We start from the raw sequence: 20033 nt of genomic DNA, 5'->3' as shown, positions 1-20033 counted from the left end.
ACACACTTAAGAAGAACAAAAAACCAAGAAGAGCACTAGGCTCTTCTTGGTAACTTTAAGTTAAATTTGGTTTACATCCTCGATGGAAACGCCAGCGGGCAATACGCCCAGCACCTGCTTATGCACGGCCTCGTCCTTCAGTTCATGTCCGAAAATCACAATCGAGCCGCGATCATCACGCGCCCTTATGAGACGACCTATTCCCTGTCTTAAGCGCAGCAGCATATACGGCATATCCACATCCGCGAACGGATTCGCAGCATCGCTGCGTCTAGCTTGGAAGACCGGATCATTCGGCGGGAATGGCAGCGACCACATGATGACTTGCGATAAGGATGGTCCTGGAATGTCCAGCCCCTCCCACAAGGTCACAGCGCACAGCACGCTTGTCTCGTCGTGCTGGAATTCTGCGATCAGATGGCTGATCTCAGCAGCCCCCTCGAACAAGAAGCGGTAACCGTTCGTCAAACCAAGCTCAGATGCCTGATCGCGGAACTTCACCAGCTCCTCCATCGATGGGAAGAGGAACAAGGTACGTCCGCCCTTTTGCTCCAGCAGCTTCGTTGCCGTACTCATCTTCTCTGCCCATGTCATCTCGGCTTCAGACTTATGCGGCATCAAGACCTTCATCTGCTCATCGTAGTCGTACGGAGAAGGCACCGAGAACGACATAGCCTGATCAATCCCTAGACTGTCCTTGATATAATCAAATGCACCTCCGACAGATAAAGTAGCAGATGAGAAGACGATAGGCATTTTCTTCGCAAAGACCTGCTCCTTCAACACTTCCTTCACCCATCTTGGCATGATGACAAGAGTAAAACCATCTTTGTCCTCTGAAGCCCAGCTGATCGGTTTCTCATCTCTCTTGAACAGGGATAAAGCGAATTGAATCATTTCGATATGCTCTTCAACAATCTTAAGCTGATAATCGTCGATCGTGAACAGACCACTCTCAAATACAAGCTCCTCTTCGATCGAGCTAAGTATGTCCTGCAGACGATTCACTTCACGGACTAATTGATCATTCCAGAGTACTTCCTTGCGGTTAGAGGCCGGTACAGCCTTACTCTGGCGAGCAATTAATGCGAATAAATGATCACTTTGAACAATGGCTTCTTCAACAGCCAGCGCCAGAGATTCGCGGATTTCATCCTGGAGAAGTCGAGTGATGATACTCTCGAACACACCATGGTTCAGCTTATAGGTCAGCGCCTTCTGCGCCGCCGTCTCAAGCAGATGTCCTTCGTCAAATACAACCGAGCTATGTTCAGGCAGCAGTGGAAGCTGTCCCTCACGTTTGCGTGCTTCATACGTCCACACATGCTCCATATAGAAATCATGCGAACAAATAATGAGGTCGGCAGCCTTGCGGTAATGATCACGTGACAACGTCTGGCCGCAGCGATGTCTTCTGCTGCAGACGAGACAATCCTGGAATACATCCCAACCCAGCTTGGCCCATTGCCCATCATTTAACTCCGGATATTGTTTACGGTTGCCGTAAGGATGGAAGCTCTGCATCGTTACTGGAGCATGAACGAAAGACGGCAGCCCACGGAATATTTCATCGAAAGCTTCAACATCTTCATCGAACGCGGCTCTCGCATCATCCAGTTTATTTAAACAAATATATTGATCAGGTGATTTTCCAAGCCTTGCATCGATCGTAAAATCCAAATAACGAGCCAGCTTCGCGATATCCCCTTCGGGCTTCACAAGCTGCTCAATTAATGACTCATCGGCACAAGCGATTATGGCCGGTTTTCTTGTATAACGGGCATAGCTGATGGCATACAGCAAATAAGCAAGTGTTTTCCCCGTGCCTACTCCAGCTTCTGCGAAGATCGTCTGTTTCTCGGCATAGGCTCTCTCGAGCTGGAATGCCATATAGATCTGTTCATCGCGAACCTCGAATCCCGCTTCCGGCAATTGTTCATAAAAGACGTCCGCAATCCAATCACTTGCCTGCTGAATGAACGGCAGCTTCGGATCAAACTCAAATGGATAATGACTACTCACTAATCGTTCCTCCATAACGCACAAACGGCTGCGTCTCGAACGCAGCCGTTTGGCTATTCCCCCATAGTTGAAAGCTTAAAATTCCGACTTTGGCTTACGCGGCTTTGGCTTTGCTTTCTTTTGTAGAGCCGGCAAGTGTTTCATGCTTCTGGCCATTGGACCTTTGCACATCGGGCACAATGCATCTCCCGCTGCCATTTCGTCCCTGATCCATGCTTTACAGTCAGGATTTTTGCATTTTAAAATTTTTGTAGGTATTAATTTCGGTTTCGTGATGTCTTCGCTTGTGGTCACTCGTTTTGCATCCCTTTCCTTAACACGTAAAAACAAACTCCGCTAAATATATCACTTTAAAGGCGCTTAAGTCAAAGGATCTAGCAGGAAAAACATAAACGACTGCACCGTTTATAATAGCAGCCGCAAACAGCTCAAATAAAGAAAGGACTCACCTTTTTATAAGGTGAATCCCCTTGTCATTTAATCGAGATTATGCTTGTTTTCCGACTTCGATTTCGATCGAAATTTTCACTTCGTCGCCAATCAGTACCCCGCCTGCTTCCAGTGCTGCATTATAAGTCAGGCCATAATCGCTGCGTTTGATGGAGCCCTTACCGCTGAAGCCGGCTTTTTCATTGCCCCAAGGATCTTTGCCTGCACCTTCAAAGGTTACTGAGAATGTCTCCGAGCGCGTAACGCCATGTAAGCTCACTTCGCCTGTTACATCATATTCATCATCATCGGTCTTTACGATGTTCGTTGATTTGAAGGTCAATGCAGGGAACTGGGCAATATCGAAAAAGTCGCCCGTGCGAAGATGATTATCACGGTCTGCATTACGGATATCAATGCTGCTAAGATCGATGCTGAAGCTAAGCTCTGCCGTAGTCAAATCCGCAGGATCGGCATCTATTTCGGCTTCAAATTTGTGGAACGTGCCTTTATATACCCATTGTCAATGACTTCCTATACTTCCAATTCAGACACGATTGACCATACACCGAATAACAACAGAACTATACCGGACAAAATACTAATCCCTCTCATCACTGTCTGATTTAGAGCTTGTCTGATCGCCCCTATAACAACAGCAAGCTGCAGCCACCACAGCAAGGAGCCAAAGAAAATGCCTAGGACAAGCAGCAGCGAGTCACCCGTTGTCGCTTCCGTCGAGTGCTGGATTCCAGCAAAAATAGCTACAAACGATAGAATGGTCATAGGATTCGTTAGGGTTAGGAAAAATGTCGTTAAATAAGCTCGGAGCAGACCACTGTTTAGCGGAATCTCCTGATTACCTATCGGCAATGCCTTTACCGATTGATACCCTAAATAACAAAGGAATAGACCGCCTATCAAGCTTATCCACATCTGTTGTTCCACTAGCAAGTTCGTTAATGTTGTAAATCCAATCGCTGCAATCAAGCCATATACGGCATCTGCAGAAGCAGCTCCAAGCCCCGATAAGAAGCCATACCGCCTGCCTTGATTAATCGTTCTCTTCATACACAACACGCCAATCGGCCCTACAGGTGCTGCGATTGACAATCCTACGACTACCCCACTCCACATACTCATGCTGAATTCTCCGCTCCATACAAAGTAAAATCATATTCAATATTTATAATAGTCATTTCATATCCTCCTATAAGATGTTCGTACAATGAACTGGAAAAGCTTTCACTTTTCATGCTATATTGCTTAAGGCTATAGATTTTGAGGAAGGAGAGGATCTTTACATGATCGATCGCACTATTTTAGTAAAATTCGGCGAGCAAACAACCCTCACACAGCTGGAGGAAATCGTTGCGCGTTTCAAAGCATTGAAACAACACTTGACTGGTGTCGTAGAAGTAAACGCAGGTATTAATTTCTCTGACAACAACAAAGGCTACCAACTTGTGCTACGTGTCAGATTCGAAGACCAAGCAGCGCTTGAGGCATACGGCCCGAACCCGCATCACCAAGAGGTTGCGGCACTCATTCGTGAGTACGGCCGAGAAGACAGCATTGCTGCCAATATCGAAGTGTAACACAAAAAAAAGCGATGCGCTTTACGAAGCGTTCGCTGTTTTTTTTATGTGCAGGGTTTCACCTGCCGATTTATAGCTTTTTCACCTTAGCAATTATAGGGTTTTCCAGAAAATCTTGAAATCTTATAACTGCAACCCTATCATAAAAGAAATAAAACATAACAACCGGTCACAGAGTTTCATAAGATTATGACCAAGCTATATTCTGTTCCTTTAACAATTGTTTGATCGCTCTTGTTGCAACAATGAATAATTCTGCTTTGTTAAGCCCGGCAAACTTACCACTGGCTTGCAAATGCGGTTCCAATGACATGAATCCATGGTAGCCTTTGTGATCCAGCGCCTGAAGCAGCTGCCTTATCTGTCCGTCCCCATCACCCGATGGGACAACAGAGCCGTTCTCCGATTTAGCGTCTTTAATATGAATATAAGTAATATATTCATCCAATAACGGATATGCCTCAGACACGGGCTTTACCTTGCATTGCACAAAGTTAGCCGGATCAAAAGCCGCTTTCAAATTATGTGAAGCAATGGATTCCAACAGGTCACGGCAACGTTCTCCGGTATCTCCATAAATATGGCTTTCATTCTCATGCAGCAGTACGATGCCCGCTCTCTCCGCCAGTTGTACAAGACTCTGCATGCGGGAAATGACTTCCGATCGATAGTGGACATGTTCACCTGCAGGAATATAGAAAGAAAAAATACGGATGTATTGGGCTTTAAAAAAAGCAGCCAGTCGAATTGCCTTCTTAGCCTCTTCATAATGCGGCTCAAAATTATCCGTTATGCTCATTTTTCCAATAGGAGAGCCGATAGAGGATACTTTAAATCCCCTCTCCTGCAATATTGCCTTTACTTTGATGGCTTCCTCATCCGTAAGCTGCAATATGTTTTTACCCCATACTCCTCTAAGCTCAAGATGACGGATTTGTTCCGATTCGAGAACATCTAGCTGTATTTTCAAATCAGTTGATATTTCATCAGCAAAACCAGTTAGTGTTATCATACGAATGATCTCCCTTTCATTGTAGACAGTATGCTTAACTTGCATAGGAGGCTAAACATGATGGAACTAGAGTATCATCCCTATCTTGTCCCCAATATCTTTTTATTTGTTGACAGAAGATGTTTTCCGAGTTGGACGATACAAAAAGCAAAGATTAGTTTCCATGATCTAACCTTTGTTATCGAGGGAAAGTCTAATTATTACATAGACGGAGAGAAATTTACCGCTGAAGCAGGTGATCTCATCTATGTGCCAGGGGGAAGCATCCGCGAGGCTCATACTTTTAATGAATCTCCAATGCATTCCTATCCCTTTAATTTCTATTGGGCAGATCCTCATAATCATGTTCAGCTCCCCTTCAGAGGATTAACAAAAAGAGCTGTCACGAAAGAAATCCTAAGCTATTTACATGAATTTAATCATGTGTGGATGAATAAGCAACCCTATTATCAAATTCAAGCACGTGCATTATTTGAATTAATCCTCCACCGTCTATTGTGCAATTTTTACCGAAATATTCCTAATACTATTGATCCTCGGATAAAGAAGCTAACAACATATATAACGGAGAATTATTCAGAAAATATTGCTATTAACGATCTGGCGGGAGGTTTAGGACTTCACCCCGTTTACTTTGGTAAGTTATTTAAGCAAAATACCGGGCTGTCGTTTAAGGAGTATGTCAATCGCATCCGGATCAATAATGCAGAGATGATGCTGTCTTCCGGTGATTTCACTGTAAAGGAAGCGGCAGAGCGCTGCGGAATCCTTGATATCTATTATTTCAGCAAGATATTCAAGGAGTTAAAAGGATATTCACCGTCTAGTGCCAAAAAAATGAACTTTTCACTTGAGCGCTACCAGTAATACAGGTCCCCATTAGCTGTAAAGGGGACCTGTTTTTTTGTCGTCCTAACTTTCATTATTTTTTCCATACCTCATCAATAGATGATTGAAATGGGACTTTATACTTGTCAATTACGGTAGATACCGATTCACCTTCCAGAATTTCACCAACTAATTCATAATAAGGCATATTGGGGTATCCGTCCTTACCATCTACTCTATTAATTATCTCCCCTGCTGTCTTGGCATTATTGATATCATCCTCGTTACTGAATAATGTTTCCAGTGATGCTTGCTTCGGATAATCATAAATCGAATCGATATCATTAATTTTCTCGTAAATATAAACCAGTTGTTCCGGATGATCGACCACATTTGGAATGGTCAAGTAGTTCGGAATCGTCAGATGAGAATAATATTCCAATGCACTAGGTCCTTTGGGAAATGGAACGAAGCCGATATCCAAATCTGGCATATCCTTTTTGAAGGAATCCATCTCATAATCACTTCCCGCGTACATCAAAGTATTGCCTTGACGGAAGAACTGTCCAGGTTCTGTCCAATCTCCGCCTTCAGTTGGTCTCGCAATATTCTCCGTTGCTAGCTTAGATATAAATTCTAAGGTTTCTTTTGTTTTAGGATCCTCCAGATTCTGTTTATCGTCAGCAACTAGATTGACGTCATTAGAAGCCAGCGCCTGCACCAATATAGAAGCTGTACTTAGACCCCATGTATCCAGCTTGCCGTTATTATCCGTATCTTTATTTGCCTCTTTGGCAACCTGGGAGAAAGTATCCCAGTTCCAGTCATTATCATTCACATAATCCTGCAGCGGTTTCATCCCTAATTTATTCATTAGAGTGCGGTTATAGAAAATTCCTGATGCTGCACCATTAATTCCAGATCGGAATCCATAACCTCTTCCTTCATATTGCGAATAATCGTTTGTATATTGCTGAATAAAGACCTTATCATTCTTTGTATATTCATCTACGGGGTGGAACAGATCCTGCTTCACGAGCGATGGGATCATCCAAGGCCTTGCCATACGAATAATGTCACCAATCGGCTCTCCTGCTAAAAGGGAAGCCGTAACCTTACTCGCGTATTCCGCATAATCAACCGTGACATATTCAATCTTAAAATTATGTTTTTTCATAAGTTCATCTAGATTCTGCTTTCTCTGAATGTTATCCGGATTATCTTCCTTAATGGATTCATCATACCAGGAAACCCATTTAATCGTTTTCCCACCCATATCGAAATCCATCTCAGGGGTTCCGCTCTCCTCCTTAATTGCTTCAGGGGTAGACTCGTTGGCTGCCGATTCCGAAGGTGCAGGTGTACTGTTAACTCCTGTATTGTTATTATTCTTACTACCACCATTGTTACTGCATGCTGAAGTAAATAGCAGAATCAGAATAAAAGACAGGAGAAGAATTTTACTTTTCCGCATATGTAACATCCCCCCTTAAAATTTGGCTGTCTCGGCTAAAGTACAGCGCTTACATTTAGAATGTTATCTGCTTTGCGGTAAACAAACCATGGAGAATTTAAATTGAATTTGTAAGTTTTAAACATTAGTTCCATTTTCAGATCTGAAAATCAGCAAATAGTCTCCTTCATATGGACTTACAAATATAAAATAAGCCCGTTCCAAAGGAACAGGCTTATTTTATATCCAATAGATATAAGTAACTACCGCCGGTAGCTTTCCATCTTCTACCCATTTAGCGTAGTATCCCTAGCATGCTTTCCTTTACTGAAAATTCTCCACTGCTCCATAAGGATTAAAGTCATGTAGAGCCTGCATACATACATTCAATGTGATGGTGCCGAGTAACTCTCCGTTCTCCTCATACTTGTTTATTGTATAATTCATTATTTTCCCAAATCAGAATTCCATTCTTTTGTAATGTCATTTGATTTATGTCCTGTTCAGTAGGATACGTATTTACGATTTCACTTGGATTCATGATTCGATAAACTACTGTTGTATCCTTCTCATTTTTTAGTATCAAATCATACATTCTAAACTCTGTTTTCTTAGGCATGTCTTCTACCATATGCTCTTCAAAACTTCTTAAATCCATCCATGAAATCTGAGACCTATGCATACCTGAACCAAATGAATAGGCATAAATCATATCCGTTATTCCATCCTTATTGACATCGTAAGGCACGGCACTGGTAACGCCATTCCCACCAAAGCCATTACCTATATGAATAACTTTTTGATTTTTTATGATAAATGTTTCCTCAGCAATCCTAAACAGTTGACACTTTGTTTTATCCCAAATATCAGCGGAAGTAATTTCTTTAATCTCAGCGTTCTTATCGCTCGACTGAGCCACATTTTGACTTGCTGCTATAAGTTTTTCTGCTTCCTCAATGGATAACTTTTCATGTATAACATCATCTTTTTCAAATGAAATAGGATTAAATAAATACTGTTGACGAATATACAAACCAGCAGAAAGAATGACTATAATACTTATTCCGATTAATAGAATTAGCTTTTTCGACGCAAACACCTCCATATATTAACAGTATATCCTCTATTTATGACTGCGACTAGTTTAGTCGAATAAAGAAAGGAGTAGCTGCCGCAGCAAACTACTCCTTATTCGTGCAAGCTTTACCAGTTAGGTTAAACTCTAATTAGCTGACCCATGTCATTTTGACATCTTTAGTTGTCCAACGTTTATTTTTATAATGTACAGTTACTTTTACTCCAACTGCACCTAATCCAGAATGATTTTTGGATCCTACAAATACGATATTGTTATTTAATTTATAATTAACTTTCTCTTTTCTCAGAAGTATGCCATCCAAAGCTCTGGCTTCAAAATTGTATAATCTCATTTCTTTCAGTTGTTCAAAAGAAGCATTCATTACAGGGTAAAAAATAATTCCAATTTCAATTTTATCCCCCTTAAGAATGGAGCTATTTCACTCCATCTTGTCTTTTTCCCTTTGATTATTAATTATAATTTCAAGCCGTTCAATAATGCGTTCATCATTATCTATACGTTTCTTCAACTTCCCATCAATACTAATTATGCCTAAAGTGATAACAACAACCGCAATAATAAGAATGATACTCATGAAATCCTCCTATCCAATCATCATCTCCAATTTACAATACCATATTAATCCAGCAGAACGCGCAGCTACTTGAGAGTTTTCCAATCCCGCCATTCTCCAGGTTCGTTTACTTCATAGATATCATTATTTCGATTCACAAATCTGTGAATAAAAAGTTCCCTGCGGATCGTAGCGAAGTCTTCATTCAAAGGCCTAATGAATTCGTTTATTTCTTTTTCAGTGTACTTAATGTTGGAATTAAGCTGGTTGGCAAGATGCTCGAGTACAATTAACCTTTTTTTCAATTGTGCTGGAAGCTGCTTGATGCTGCCTTCCTCGGTGAAAAAATTCCGAAGAACAGCGTTCTTCAACTTTTCATCTTTTGACCATTCGCTCTTAACTTGTTCCGACATATAATGTCCCCTCCAACTAATTTAATCAGCATCTAATTAGATGATAATTAAATTAGTTCCTGTTGTCAAGATTTCAAATGCTGCTCGCCGTATTTCAGCTTGTCTATCCACACAAAAAAAGGGCTGTCTCATAAGGGGTTTTGCTCGCAACAGAAATCGCTCGCATCAGTGTAATTTTTATAAAAATAGCAGTGCAAGGGTTATCCCTGCACTGCTATTTTTGTTTTTAGATCTCTCGCTGCTTTCCTCAGCAAATTGTGGGCAAGTGAATACCACCCGACCTCTAGGCTGACTTTCGGCAAGCCTCGAAAGAACATTTAAATGTGGAGTTTGCTGGTTAACCCAAATACAAAGGGGTGCCCCCTCGTCATATTAATGACACTGATGAGACACCCCTTGCAGTATTCACACTACTCTTCGTAAATCTTGGTCAACATAGCGCCCAGCACGCTAAGCGCCTCTTCCTCACGCTCTCCGTCGACTTCCAGCGTAACCTCGTCGCCGTTTGCCAGACCCAAAGTCAATAAGCCAAGCGAGCTTTTACCATTCACTTTTTTTGTGCCTTTAATCAGCTTGACGCTGCAAGGGAACTCCGTTGCCGCTTGAACAAAAAGCTTCGACGGACGGGCATGGAACCCGGACGGATGAATGACGGTATACGTTTGCGATTGCATTATAGTGATCTCCTTTGCATTACAAATTGTTGTACTTCTTCCTGGGTGCTCATAGCGAGAGCTTCCTCCGACAGCGATGCCCATTCCTGCCTGGACAACAGGCCAACGAGCTCGCGTGCAGGCAATATGGATCCGGCACTCATGCTGAACTCGTTTAATCCCATCCCGAGTAGAAGCGGAATCGCCGTTTGTTCGCCTGCCATTTCTCCGCACATGCCAGTCCAAATGCCCGCCCGATCGGCTGCTTTAATGACCATATTCACAAGTCTCAAGATGGAAGGATGATACGGCTGATACAGGTAAGCCACCGATTCATTCATCCTGTCTGCCGCCATCGTGTACTGAATCAGGTCGTTTGTGCCAATGCTGAAGAAATCCACTTCCTTCGCGAAATGATCGGCACCAATTGCAGCGGCCGGAATCTCGATCATCATGCCTACCTCGATAGAGCTGGACACTTGTACCCCTTCCTGCGCCAGCTTCGCCCGCTCTTCCTCAAGAATACGTTTCGCTTCGCGAAGCTCACTCAGTACCGCAATCATCGGGAACATGATATTCAGCTTGCCGAATACGCTTGCCCTCAGCAATGCCCGAAGCTGAGTACGGAACAAGTCTTCCCGCGTGAGGCATAGCCGCAGCGCACGAAGTCCAAGGAACGGATTGCTTTCCTTCGGCAGCTCCAGGTAAGGAAGCTCCTTGTCTCCACCGATATCAAGCGTACGAATAACGACACGTTTGCCGTTTAATTTCTCAAGCACATGCTTATAAATTTGGAATTGCTCTTCTTCGGTCGGGAAGGAGCTTCGTCCCATATAGAGAAACTCCGTGCGGAACAAACCAACGCCGTCAGCACCGTTCTCCAGCACTTTGTCCAGGTCTTCAATACTGCCAATGTTAGCTGCAAGCTCAAGATGCTCCCCATCCGCCGTGACGGAAGGCTGCTGCGCCAGACGTTTCAACTGTATTCTGCGCTCATCATATTGCTGCTTTTTCTCCTGGTATTGGGCCAGCACTTCCTCCGAAGGATCGACGATCACTTTCCCTTCCGTTGCATCCATAATGACCAAGGCTCCATCCGCAACCGCTGCGGATGCTGCTCCTGCGCCAACAATCGCAGGGATCTCAAGGGACCGGGCCATAATCGCGGAATGTGAGGTGCGGCTTCCGATTTCCGTTACAAAACCGCGGATATAATTCAGATCCAACTGCGCGGTATCCGAAGGCGTCAAGTCCTCGGCCAGAATGATGGTCTCCTCGGAAATACCGGTCAACGAGGCATACGGTTTGCCGATCAAGTGACTCATCAGTCGCCCGGATACATCTTTCACATCGGCCGCACGCTCGCGAACCATCTCATTGTCCAGCTCAAGAAGCATCGCCACAACGCCTGCTGTCACTTCGTATAATGCGTATTCCACGCTCGATTTTTCATCAGCAATTTTATCGAGTACAGAATCCACTAGGTCAGGGTCTTCCAGCAAAAAAAGATGCGCTTCAAAAATTTCCGCTTTTTGCGCGCCTAATCTTTGCTCAGTTAATGAGCGGATCTCTTCAATCTCGCTTTTAGCTTTCTCGATCGCCTGCCTGAAGCGGCCCGCTTCTGATTCAACGTCCGTTATGTTTTGCTGTTGCGGGATATAGGGTATATTGGTGTACCGGAATGCCCTAGCGATTGCTATTCCGGGTGATGCAGCAACACCGGTAATTAGATTTGCCATACGATATACCTCTCTACTGTTTGTTTTTCTCACGCCTGGTCTGCAAGGGCATGGTAGCTTTTCAGGATCAATTCATAGACCGGATGTCCCTCCGGAATAGAAGTATAGTCCGAAACGGTTTGCCCGACACCCTTCTCCTTAATCGAATGCTGCAGCTCAGCAGCTTCCGGATCATCGGCGTTATGGAAGCAAAGCGCCGCCGCCATTACTTTTGCCAATTGTACCGGCATCATTCCTTGCTCATGGGCCTGTAAAGCAGGCTTCACAAGACGGTCATTGGGCGACAGCTTGCGGATAGGCGACCGTCCGACGCGAGTAACCTCATCAGTCAGCTGATCATTACGGAATCGTCCGATAATTTTCTCGATATATTGGTCATGCTCTGTTTGATCAAAACCATATTGGGCAATAAGAACAGCGCCCGTTTCCTTAAGCGTCGCCTTCACTTCGCCTGTGATGACCTCATCGGCCATTGCCTGCTGAATCGTCTCATAACCTTGAAGGCTCCCCAAGTAGGCTGCAGCGCAGTGTCCCGTGTTTACGGTGAACAATTTGCGCTCGATGTAAGGCATGAGATTGCTGACGTAATGGACGCCTTCCACCGGTTTGTACCCATCGAACATCGCCGATTCGTCTACAACCCACTCATAGAACGGCTCAACCGTTACCTCAAGAAGGTCCTCATGATGCTGGATCGGAACAATCCGGTCTACAGCCGCATCGGGAAAAGCAATCCATTCGGACGCTTTCGCTTGTGTCTCTGCATCCAGATGCCCGTATACATGCTCTTTCAATTGCGTGCTGCCGCCTATCGCATTCTCGCAAGCGATGATATGCAGCCGGCCCTTTCCGCTTTCCAATCGCTTCTCGATACCACGGGCGATACCCGCGGCAATATGCTTTAAGATATTGACGCCTACGGCTGTGGTCACCAAATCGGCTTCTGCCACTGCTTCCGCCACCTCGTCAATTCTCGTCCCATCAATGGCCGTTACGCCCTTAACGTGCAGCTGATCCTTTGCTTCGTTAGCCAGTGTCACCGTATAGGCTCCGCGCTTCTGAAGTTCGGCGACAAGCGCCTGGTTCACGTCGGAGAAAATCACTTCATATCCCGACTGCGACAGAAGCAATCCGATAAATCCGCGTCCAATGTTACCCGCTCCAAAATGCAATGCTTTCATTATTCCATCCCGCTTTCGAAGATTTCGATCATTTCTTCAGCTGTGGAAGCTTTCAAAATCCGTTCCAGACTGTCATCATCGGAGCAAATCATCGCTACGTTCGTAAGAATATCCAGATGATCGTCGCCTGAAGCCGCAATTCCAATAATCAGATGCGCGATGTTTCCTTCGCCGAAGTCCACTCCTTCCGGGATTTGAACGATGGACAAGCCCGTCGACTTAATCAAGCCCTTCGATTCGTTTGTCCCGTGAGGAATAGCAAGGCCGCCGCCCATATAAGTAGAGAGAGATTGCTCACGGGCAACCATGCTTTCAACATAACTTGGATCAGCATGGCCCGCATTGACCAGCAATTGACCTGCCAGACGAACAGCTTCATATTTATCCTTTACCGCTGCATTCAATTTCACTTTATCTGTAGATAAAATACTCATTTTACTTCACTCGCTTCCACTTTTATATTGAAAAATAGTCTAAGATGTATCGTTAAATAATTACGAATTTCAGCTTCATTGCCTGCCTCAAGCAAATCAATCATGACCGTATCAAGCAGCATGGCGCTTATTTCGCTTAAAACCTCGAGCACTTCCTTGGATAAGGTTCGAGGTGCCAGCATTAACAAAAAGTGACTTAACCGCGACTGCGATGCCGCATCAACAGTAAACGGTCTTTCCAATTGGTATAACGTCAGCGAAGAACGCAAAATCTCTTCACCTCGTGTATGAAATAAGGCAACCGCCGTTCCCGGTATCATCTGACTGCCGCTTTGTTCGCGCTGTATAAGCCGCTGCGCTACCAAGCCAGCATCTGCAAGCACGCCTTTGGCTTCTTCATGTGAGCAGGCTTTCTGCAGAATAACGGGCAAATCTCCACTCTGTTCCTTGATTTGCACAACCTCAAAGCGCCCGATCAGACTCACCATCTCGTCTAGCGTGGTCTTAAGACTGACCAATTGCTCGAAGGTCGAGGCTTCTGCCCCGATCTTCTCTTCCCTGACAAGAATACCTTCTCGAGGATGGCCCAGTCCGATTTGGATAAAAGACCGCAGCCTGTCCGCTTCTGCCTGCGTCAAGAGTGGGCTGACCTTGATATACTGCTCGCTGGCAAGAGGCAGATCCACCGTGGAAATAATCAGATCGTATTTTTCTTTCTCCGTCCGTGAAGCTTCATACCAAGACACGCGGTCGACGATATGAATCTCCGGCAGTTCCTTCTGCAGACGGATCTGCAGAAGCTTGGAAGATCCGATTCCGCTGGAGCAGACCAAAATGGCACGAACATTGTGCCGCAGCTGCTTCAGCCGCTCCAGCGATGCTCCGAAATGCATGACCAGGAAGCCGACTTCCGAATCCGGCACAACAACATCCGAGAGAACATCATTTGCCGCTTTGCGAACAATGTCAAACAGCGATTTGTAATCCTTCTTTATTTGATCAAGAAGCGGATTGCGAATATTCGTTCCTTCGTCGAGCCGCTGCAAGGCATCCTTCAAATGAAGGATCAGTCCATCCCGCAGAGAACGATCCTTGATATAATCGGCCCCGACTGCGTTCTGGACGTGCTCGATAAGAGAACGCACCATCTCGGTTAAGACCAGGTCATCCGCTGGCAGCACCGAGAGATCCTCTGTTTGCGCTGAACGAAGCAGCCTGCCGATATAAGCCGTCTCCTCCGGCGTAAACTCTTGTTCCGTCAGCTCCGCTAACAGATTCGTGAGGTACACCGCATCAGACTCATGAGGTACGACCAAGCTGTTGCCCTGATAGACGACGGAAAATGCCTTAACGGTTTTTCCCGCCTGGAGTCGCTGCAGGGCAATAGACAGCCTGATCAGCAAATTTGTATACGCATCCTCGCTTAAGTGGCTGCCCCCATGCTCTTCCCAGCTCCATAAGATCTTCTCGACGGCTTCTATTTTCGATTGCCCCGCAATGGCAAACAATCGACGTTCAAGCGGATGAGCCGGAGGCTCGTTACGGCTTGAGATCAGCTCCGTATCATCAAATCGTGATTTGATGACTTGACGAATCATCTCTCGTTGTTGCTCTTCCTCGCCGGAAAGCTCTATGCCATATCCCCTTCTCCGGGTCAAGGTAACCTCGAATTTCCGCACCCATCCGCTAAGATCATCCAGATCATGCGCTACGGTAGGCATCGTCACCTTCAATTCATGCGCTAAAGTGAATAGTTTGACTGGTTCGGCGCTCTCGAGAAGTAAACATAACAGGTAAATTTGTCTTTCCTCTTGAGACAGTTCGATATCCTCCGACACGGTGACTAGCTGAGCTAATCTGTTAAGCGCAGCCTTGTCACCCTGCAGCCGTATGCCTGAACCCGATTTCTTGACCAGTTCAACACCTTCCGTGCGCAGAATATCCTCGACCGCTTCCAATTCACGATGAACTGTTCTTGAACTAACCTGAATCTCTACCGCAATTTGAGCCGCTGTCAGATCTTGATCATTCCGAAGCAGCAGCTCTAGAATATGGCGCGACCGGCTGGATATACGCATTCACAAAACCTTCCTATAACGATAGAATGGCCCCGGCGCCGGAAAATAATCTCCAGCGCAGGCAGCCTTGATGAGAAAGGATCCATTACGAAAGCCGGTCTACGAGCTTGTCATACTCCGGGCTCTTTAAGAAATTATCAATCGAGATATGCTCAGCATTTGGTGCTTGGATTTTAGCACGCTCTGTCAGTGTTTTGTGCGTGATAACGATGTCGGCATCTCCGGGAATATCGCTGATAGCCGTATTGATGACAGTCACGTCCGAACCTGCAGCTTTCATCTTCTTGCGAAGAATCGATGCCCCCATTGCACTCGAGCCCATGCCTGCATCGCACGAGAAGACGATTTTTTGAACATCCACTTTGGCTTTGTGCGTATCATTCGCAGCCTCAGTAGGCTGAATGTCTTGTTCGCCCGCTTCCGAAGGTACATTTACGGCAACCACATTTGCTGCGTTGCCAGCCGCCTTCATTTGTTTCATTTTTGCCGAAGCCTCTTCCAGCCCGTCCTCATCCTCAACTTCTTTCTTGGACGTCTTGAGCAGCAGAGCCGCAACAACAAACGAAACAATGGCGGCTGTTACTACACCGCTCAAGGCTGCAAGAAGGCCGCCTTTTGGAGCCATGGCGACGTAAGCGAAGATACTGCCCGGCGATGGTGGTGCAACAAGACCTGCGCCAAACATCGAGAACGTCAAGGTACCGGTTACGCCGCCGGCAATCACAGCCAAAATCAAACGTGGATTCATCAGAATATACGGGAAGTAAATCTCATGAATCCCGCCGAAGAAATGAATGATCGCAGCGCCGGAAGCGGATTGCTTCGCTGTACCTCGGCCTGCAATCATGTAGGCAAGCAGGATGCCAAGACCCGGGCCTGGATTGGACTCGAGCATGAAGAGAATGGACTTGCCTGTACGTGAAGCTTCTTCTAAGGCAATTGGACTCAGCACGCCATGGTTAATGGCATTGTTGAGGAACAGAATTTTTGCAGGTTCAATAATAATGTTGGCCAGCGGAATCAAGTTATGATTAACCAGGAATTCCACGCCGTCCGATAAAATCTTGGTTAGTTGTTCGATTACGGGTCCTATACCCGAATAAGAAATTAAAGTAAGTATGGCGCCGATAATGCCAAGCGAGAAGTTGTTCACCAGCATTTCAAAGCCGGACTTGATTTTCCCCTCGATCGATTTATCGAATTGCTTCAGCACCCAAGCGGCGAGCGGACCACAAATCATAGCTCCAAGGAACATCGGGATATCCGTGCCGACGATAATGCCCATTGTCATTAGAGCACCAATTACACCGCCGCGCTGCTTATGAACCATCGTACCGCCGGTATACCCGATCAAGAGCGGAAGCAGATATTTGATAATCGGATCAACAAGCTTTGCAAGAGTTTCATTCGGCAGCCATCCCGTAGGAATGAACAACGCCGTAATAATTCCCCATGCTATAAAAGCGCCAATATTGGGCATAACCATGCCGCTTAGAAAACGTCCAAATTTCTGTACTCCCACCCGAATACCCCCGGTTGGAGAGTTATTTTGCGCTTGCTGCATATTGGAGTTCCTCCTCTATAAAATCGCTTTCTTTTTGTCGGGCCGATAGTACCGCCTGACCACACTATCATCGTAAAACAAGCGTGCCGCTAGAACAACAAAAGGAAAAAGAGGTTTTGTCAATCATACTGTTGACAAGATTTAAGAAGTTTATGAAAGAAAGCTAAAAGGCCACTCCTTTATATAAGGAATGGCCTCAGGTTCAAAAAAAAGTGCAGGCTTTGCTTTCATGCAAATTTCACTAAACAAATAAAGATACTCAGTTAAACAACAGACTCCATGTTTCTTTTATTTCCATCAAGATGAGAACTATTCCAGCTAGCCAAAAAAGAACGCAACCTAATAGACTAGGACGGAGTAAGGAACCCCAAACAGCTTCCAAAACCATAAAAACCCAATCCAAATACCACCATCGAAGCCGACGGTCGGCCTTTTCACTCTTATAGTTCCTCACATGCCCTGCAATTTCTTTCAAATATCCTAATAAGAAATATCCACAGCCAAAAAACAAACCTATGCCTATTAACCAGCCAATCGTTAGATCCTTCAATACTATACTCCTATACGCTATCGAACTTGATTCCCATGAAAGATTCGTAATATAAATTCCCGCTCCGGGACATCGAGTTTGGCATACGATGCCAAAAATGCGGAATTATCGTATTCCGCTTCCATCAGTTGTACTTCAATCCCCTGATTGCTAAGGGTTACGATCGCATACCTTGCGGTTGATTTATCATTACATCCCAAAGAACCCGGATTCACAAATACTTGTTTATCGCTTCGGAAAAAATGTACGGGATGATGATGGCCAAAAGCTATTAATTGTTCCTGACATCCCTCAAAGAGCAATTCTAGATTTCGCAAACTTGGTTCAACGATTGGGCTGAACGGATCGGCACTGATGGGATCCTTAAACTTATCACTATTGATATGATAATGGGTGAACAGCTGACTTTGTCCCTCTTCAGCTGTTCTGATCACTCGAGGCAGCCCATCCAGCAGTGGAACAAATGACTTGTCCATTCTTTCCGCGATCCACTCATGATGCCGCTTGGAATGAAAATGACTTTCCGGGTAAGCTTCCCCCCTGATAATGGCAAGAACAGCCTCGTCATGATTACCGGACACATAGGACATATCCTCTCTCGAGAACAAGGCCTGCAGCACCTCGTTCGTATCTGGCCCTATGCCGATCATGTCCCCCAAACAATAAATATGCTGAACCTTATGCACAGAATCAATTTCATAGAATGCAGCTCTTAATGCAGGCCAATTACCGTGAATATCCGTTATAATTGCTATCTTTGTGCTCATCAATCCGTACCCTCCCATCTTATTGGCGGGTTTTGCTCCGTATCTCACCATCTGCGGAACCAATAATAACAAGATTAGCCATATGAATAAATAGTCCATTATCCACGACGCCAGGAATTCGGTTCAGATCATCATGCAGAGCTGCAGGGTCTGTAATGGCACCAAATTCACAGTCAGCAATATAATTACCATTGTCCGTTACAAATAACTCTTCACCGTTTAGACGAAGCTTCAGATCACAGCCCAATTGCTGTAATTTCTTCACTGTTAGTTCATAAGCGAACGGTACAATTTCGACTGGAAGCGGAAACTTGCCCAGCTGCTGAACGTCCTTGCTCTCATCGACAATAATAATCAGCTGCTTACTGGCAGACGCAACAATCTTCTCACGCAGCAGAGCGCCGCCTCCGCCTTTGATCAAGTTAAGCTCAGCATCCACCTCATCCGCTCCATCAATCGTAAGATCCAGCATATCCACTTCTGCAAAAGGCATCATCGGGATGCCCCATTCCTTTGCAAGCTGCTCCGATTGTACGGAAGTAGCGACGGCCTGTATGCCCAGCCCCTCTTCTTTTACTAAACGCCCAATAGCTTGGATTGCCCAATAGGCGGTCGAACCGGTCCCTAGTCCAATCTTCATGCCATCCTTCACAAGCTCAACCGCTTTTTCTGCTGCAATACGTTTTGATTCCATATGATCACCTTTTATAGTTTGTTTAAATGATTTAATTTTTAGTATAACAAAGCAGAGAATAATAGGAAATACAATAACAAAAAGCACATTACCACTCCATGAGCGGCAATGTGCTTTAATATTTCACATAAACCAAGCCGAGCTAGGGCAACCTTCATACATAGCCCCGAATTTGTCTACTTACACTGCAAAGATGTGATTGCCGATCTGTACGGTTTGCTTACGCGACCAAATCCACTGCGAAGTAGCCGTCTTCGGATTAAAGTAATACAGCGCGCCTTGCGTTGGATCATTGCCCTCGAGCGCTTCTAATGCTGCCTTATAAGCTGTTGCATTAGGCTTCATGTAATACTGTCCGTCATCAACTGCTGTGAAAGCTCCAGATTGTTCGATAACACCTTTTAAGGTTTTCGGGAACTGGTCAGATGCAAGACGATTAAGCACTACGGCCGCAACAGCCACTTGGCCTTTGTACGACTCACCGCGTGCCTCCGCATAAATAATCCGTGCCAGCAAATCAAGCTCTTCCTGGTTAACGGATACTTTCTTCAGTTCCGTCCATGTTTTCTTGCCTGCAACGCCATCCGGCTGCAATCCGTAATCCGCTTGGAAGTTACGAACAGCTTCTTCTGTCATTTTACCATAAAACGTCGTGATCGCTGTGTTATCGAAATAACCAAGCGTCTTCAGACGGAACTGCAAATCCGGTACGTCTGCCCCGTAATTGCCATAGCCTAATGTAGCTGGCTCAGCGGCTTGAGCCGCTTGAAGCGGAAGCCCTACCGTCATAATAAATGCTAGAATAATGGTAATACTATATTTATAAATTTGATTATTAATCAATATTAATGCTCCTCTCATTTTATTAATAATTGTATGAAATCATTAATTGGAATTATTTTATTGTGTAACGGCTGGTTTCAAACGAGTTTAACATAGATAATCAGGAATAGTAACCCGAATACA

General features: G+C 45.0%; 20 protein-coding genes and 1 pseudogene. 2 read left to right on the top strand and 19 right to left on the bottom strand.

Features of this window, described 5'->3' with window-relative positions; genetic code table 11:
- Positions 1 to 60: 60 nt before the first annotated feature.
- The 4 genes and pseudogenes from AB4Y93_RS00200 to AB4Y93_RS00185 form a co-directional block, all read right to left on the bottom strand.
- Positions 61 to 2022: an ATP-dependent DNA helicase gene (locus tag AB4Y93_RS00200; protein ID WP_441888021.1), complete on the bottom strand. Its 1962-nt coding sequence runs from the start codon at positions 2020 to 2022 to the stop codon at positions 61 to 63.
- Between the two features lie 75 nt (positions 2023 to 2097).
- On the bottom strand, positions 2098 to 2316 hold the full coding sequence (locus AB4Y93_RS00195) for a cold-inducible protein YdjO-related protein (protein ID WP_441888020.1): 219 nt from the start codon (positions 2314 to 2316) through the stop codon (positions 2098 to 2100).
- A 193-nt stretch (positions 2317 to 2509) separates the two neighbouring features.
- A pseudogene (locus AB4Y93_RS00190) lies at positions 2510 to 2962 on the bottom strand (YceI family protein); the annotation flags it as partial.
- A gap of 23 nt (positions 2963 to 2985) precedes the next feature.
- Complete coding sequence (locus AB4Y93_RS00185; protein WP_441888019.1) at positions 2986 to 3594, bottom strand: LysE family translocator; 609 nt, start codon at positions 3592 to 3594, stop codon at positions 2986 to 2988.
- A 161-nt stretch (positions 3595 to 3755) separates the two neighbouring features.
- On the opposite strand from AB4Y93_RS00185, the gene AB4Y93_RS00180 reads away from it, so the two are divergent.
- Entirely contained in the window at positions 3756 to 4049 is a 294-nt protein-coding gene (locus AB4Y93_RS00180) for a Dabb family protein (RefSeq protein WP_441888018.1), read from the top strand.
- A gap of 187 nt (positions 4050 to 4236) precedes the next feature.
- On the opposite strand, the gene AB4Y93_RS00175 is transcribed toward AB4Y93_RS00180, so the two are convergent.
- Positions 4237 to 5061: a sugar phosphate isomerase/epimerase family protein gene (locus AB4Y93_RS00175; RefSeq protein ID WP_441888017.1), complete on the bottom strand. Its 825-nt coding sequence runs from the start codon at positions 5059 to 5061 to the stop codon at positions 4237 to 4239.
- A 60-nt stretch (positions 5062 to 5121) separates the two neighbouring features.
- Here AB4Y93_RS00175 and AB4Y93_RS00170 point away from each other — a divergent pair, with 60 nt between their 5' ends.
- The gene (locus AB4Y93_RS00170) at positions 5122 to 5928 is read left to right on the top strand and encodes an AraC family transcriptional regulator (RefSeq protein WP_441889191.1); all 807 of its coding nucleotides are present in this window, start codon (positions 5122 to 5124) and stop codon (positions 5926 to 5928) included.
- 55 nt (positions 5929 to 5983) lie between these two features.
- Here the strand turns inward: AB4Y93_RS00170 and AB4Y93_RS00165 are convergent, their stop codons facing one another.
- From AB4Y93_RS00165 to AB4Y93_RS00100, 14 genes are all read right to left on the bottom strand, one after another.
- A complete protein-coding gene (locus tag AB4Y93_RS00165) occupies positions 5984 to 7363 on the bottom strand; it encodes an ABC transporter substrate-binding protein (RefSeq protein ID WP_441888016.1) in 1380 nt (459 codons plus the stop codon).
- 400 nt (positions 7364 to 7763) lie between these two features.
- A complete protein-coding gene (locus AB4Y93_RS00160) occupies positions 7764 to 8447 on the bottom strand; it encodes a hypothetical protein (protein ID WP_441888015.1) in 684 nt (227 codons plus the stop codon).
- 412 nt (positions 8448 to 8859) lie between these two features.
- Positions 8860 to 9015 carry a hypothetical protein gene (locus tag AB4Y93_RS00155; RefSeq protein WP_441888014.1) on the bottom strand — a complete coding sequence of 52 codons (156 nt, stop codon included), beginning with the start codon at positions 9013 to 9015 and terminating at the stop codon, positions 8860 to 8862.
- 65 nt (positions 9016 to 9080) lie between these two features.
- A complete protein-coding gene (locus AB4Y93_RS00150) occupies positions 9081 to 9407 on the bottom strand; it encodes a DUF2087 domain-containing protein (RefSeq protein WP_441888013.1) in 327 nt (108 codons plus the stop codon).
- A gap of 410 nt (positions 9408 to 9817) precedes the next feature.
- Entirely contained in the window at positions 9818 to 10081 is a 264-nt protein-coding gene (locus AB4Y93_RS00145; RefSeq protein WP_441888012.1) for an HPr family phosphocarrier protein, read from the bottom strand.
- Positions 10081 to 11799, bottom strand: a complete 1719-nt coding sequence (gene ptsP, locus AB4Y93_RS00140; protein WP_441888011.1) for a phosphoenolpyruvate--protein phosphotransferase — start codon at positions 11797 to 11799, stop codon at positions 10081 to 10083. Before ptsP ends, AB4Y93_RS00145 begins: the two co-directional genes overlap by 1 nt.
- A 29-nt stretch (positions 11800 to 11828) precedes the next feature.
- A complete protein-coding gene (locus AB4Y93_RS00135; RefSeq protein WP_441888010.1) occupies positions 11829 to 12980 on the bottom strand; it encodes a mannitol-1-phosphate 5-dehydrogenase in 1152 nt (383 codons plus the stop codon).
- Complete coding sequence (locus AB4Y93_RS00130; protein ID WP_441888009.1) at positions 12980 to 13414, bottom strand: PTS sugar transporter subunit IIA; 435 nt, start codon at positions 13412 to 13414, stop codon at positions 12980 to 12982. The genes AB4Y93_RS00135 and AB4Y93_RS00130 overlap by 1 nt, the downstream gene beginning before the upstream one ends.
- Positions 13411 to 15492, bottom strand: a complete 2082-nt coding sequence (locus AB4Y93_RS00125; protein ID WP_441888008.1) for a BglG family transcription antiterminator — start codon at positions 15490 to 15492, stop codon at positions 13411 to 13413. Before AB4Y93_RS00125 ends, AB4Y93_RS00130 begins: the two co-directional genes overlap by 4 nt.
- Before the next feature lie 85 nt (positions 15493 to 15577).
- Positions 15578 to 17056 carry a PTS mannitol transporter subunit IICB gene (locus tag AB4Y93_RS00120; RefSeq protein WP_441888007.1) on the bottom strand — a complete coding sequence of 493 codons (1479 nt, stop codon included), beginning with the start codon at positions 17054 to 17056 and terminating at the stop codon, positions 15578 to 15580.
- 259 nt (positions 17057 to 17315) lie between these two features.
- Complete coding sequence (locus AB4Y93_RS00115) at positions 17316 to 17606, bottom strand: hypothetical protein (RefSeq protein WP_441888006.1); 291 nt, start codon at positions 17604 to 17606, stop codon at positions 17316 to 17318.
- Positions 17607 to 17623: 17 nt separating this feature from the next.
- The gene (locus AB4Y93_RS00110; RefSeq protein ID WP_441888005.1) at positions 17624 to 18373 is read right to left on the bottom strand and encodes a metallophosphoesterase family protein; all 750 of its coding nucleotides are present in this window, start codon (positions 18371 to 18373) and stop codon (positions 17624 to 17626) included.
- Positions 18374 to 18392: 19 nt separating this feature from the next.
- On the bottom strand, positions 18393 to 19067 hold the full coding sequence (gene rpiA / locus AB4Y93_RS00105; protein WP_441888004.1) for a ribose-5-phosphate isomerase RpiA: 675 nt from the start codon (positions 19065 to 19067) through the stop codon (positions 18393 to 18395).
- 180 nt (positions 19068 to 19247) lie between these two features.
- On the bottom strand, positions 19248 to 19928 hold the full coding sequence (locus tag AB4Y93_RS00100) for a cell wall hydrolase (protein WP_441888003.1): 681 nt from the start codon (positions 19926 to 19928) through the stop codon (positions 19248 to 19250).
- Positions 19929 to 20033: the final 105 nt, after the last annotated feature.

Source organism: Paenibacillus sp. YAF4_2 (assembly GCF_052113225.1).
In the GTDB taxonomy this organism is placed as follows: domain Bacteria; phylum Bacillota; class Bacilli; order Paenibacillales; family Paenibacillaceae; genus Pristimantibacillus.
Note: the sequence above shows the minus strand (reverse complement) of the source record. Positions and strands in the feature narration are given on the sequence as shown.

Bases quoted from the DNA above. Each gene is read 5' to 3' on its own strand.
- AB4Y93_RS00175 (WP_441888017.1), bottom strand. From the start codon at position 5,061: ATGATAACACTAACTGGTTTTGCTGATGAAATATCAACTGATTTGAAA.
- AB4Y93_RS00135 (WP_441888010.1), bottom strand. From the start codon at position 12,980: ATGAAAGCATTGCATTTTGGAGCGGGTAACATTGGACGCGGATTTATC.
- ptsP (WP_441888011.1), bottom strand. From the start codon at position 11,799: ATGGCAAATCTAATTACCGGTGTTGCTGCATCACCCGGAATAGCAATC.
- AB4Y93_RS00130 (WP_441888009.1), bottom strand. From the start codon at position 13,414: ATGAGTATTTTATCTACAGATAAAGTGAAATTGAATGCAGCGGTAAAG.
- AB4Y93_RS00120 (WP_441888007.1), bottom strand. From the start codon at position 17,056: ATGCAGCAAGCGCAAAATAACTCTCCAACCGGGGGTATTCGGGTGGGA.
- rpiA (WP_441888004.1), bottom strand. From the start codon at position 19,067: ATGGAATCAAAACGTATTGCAGCAGAAAAAGCGGTTGAGCTTGTGAAG.
- AB4Y93_RS00145 (WP_441888012.1), bottom strand. From the start codon at position 10,081: ATGCAATCGCAAACGTATACCGTCATTCATCCGTCCGGGTTCCATGCC.
- AB4Y93_RS00170 (WP_441889191.1), top strand. From the start codon at position 5,122: ATGGAACTAGAGTATCATCCCTATCTTGTCCCCAATATCTTTTTATTT.
- AB4Y93_RS00155 (WP_441888014.1), bottom strand. From the start codon at position 9,015: ATGAGTATCATTCTTATTATTGCGGTTGTTGTTATCACTTTAGGCATA.
- AB4Y93_RS00100 (WP_441888003.1), bottom strand. From the start codon at position 19,928: ATGAGAGGAGCATTAATATTGATTAATAATCAAATTTATAAATATAGT.
- AB4Y93_RS00185 (WP_441888019.1), bottom strand. From the start codon at position 3,594: ATGAGTATGTGGAGTGGGGTAGTCGTAGGATTGTCAATCGCAGCACCT.
- AB4Y93_RS00150 (WP_441888013.1), bottom strand. From the start codon at position 9,407: ATGTCGGAACAAGTTAAGAGCGAATGGTCAAAAGATGAAAAGTTGAAG.
- AB4Y93_RS00160 (WP_441888015.1), bottom strand. From the start codon at position 8,447: ATGGAGGTGTTTGCGTCGAAAAAGCTAATTCTATTAATCGGAATAAGT.
- AB4Y93_RS00180 (WP_441888018.1), top strand. From the start codon at position 3,756: ATGATCGATCGCACTATTTTAGTAAAATTCGGCGAGCAAACAACCCTC.
- AB4Y93_RS00165 (WP_441888016.1), bottom strand. From the start codon at position 7,363: ATGCGGAAAAGTAAAATTCTTCTCCTGTCTTTTATTCTGATTCTGCTA.
- AB4Y93_RS00125 (WP_441888008.1), bottom strand. From the start codon at position 15,492: ATGCGTATATCCAGCCGGTCGCGCCATATTCTAGAGCTGCTGCTTCGG.
- AB4Y93_RS00110 (WP_441888005.1), bottom strand. From the start codon at position 18,373: ATGAGCACAAAGATAGCAATTATAACGGATATTCACGGTAATTGGCCT.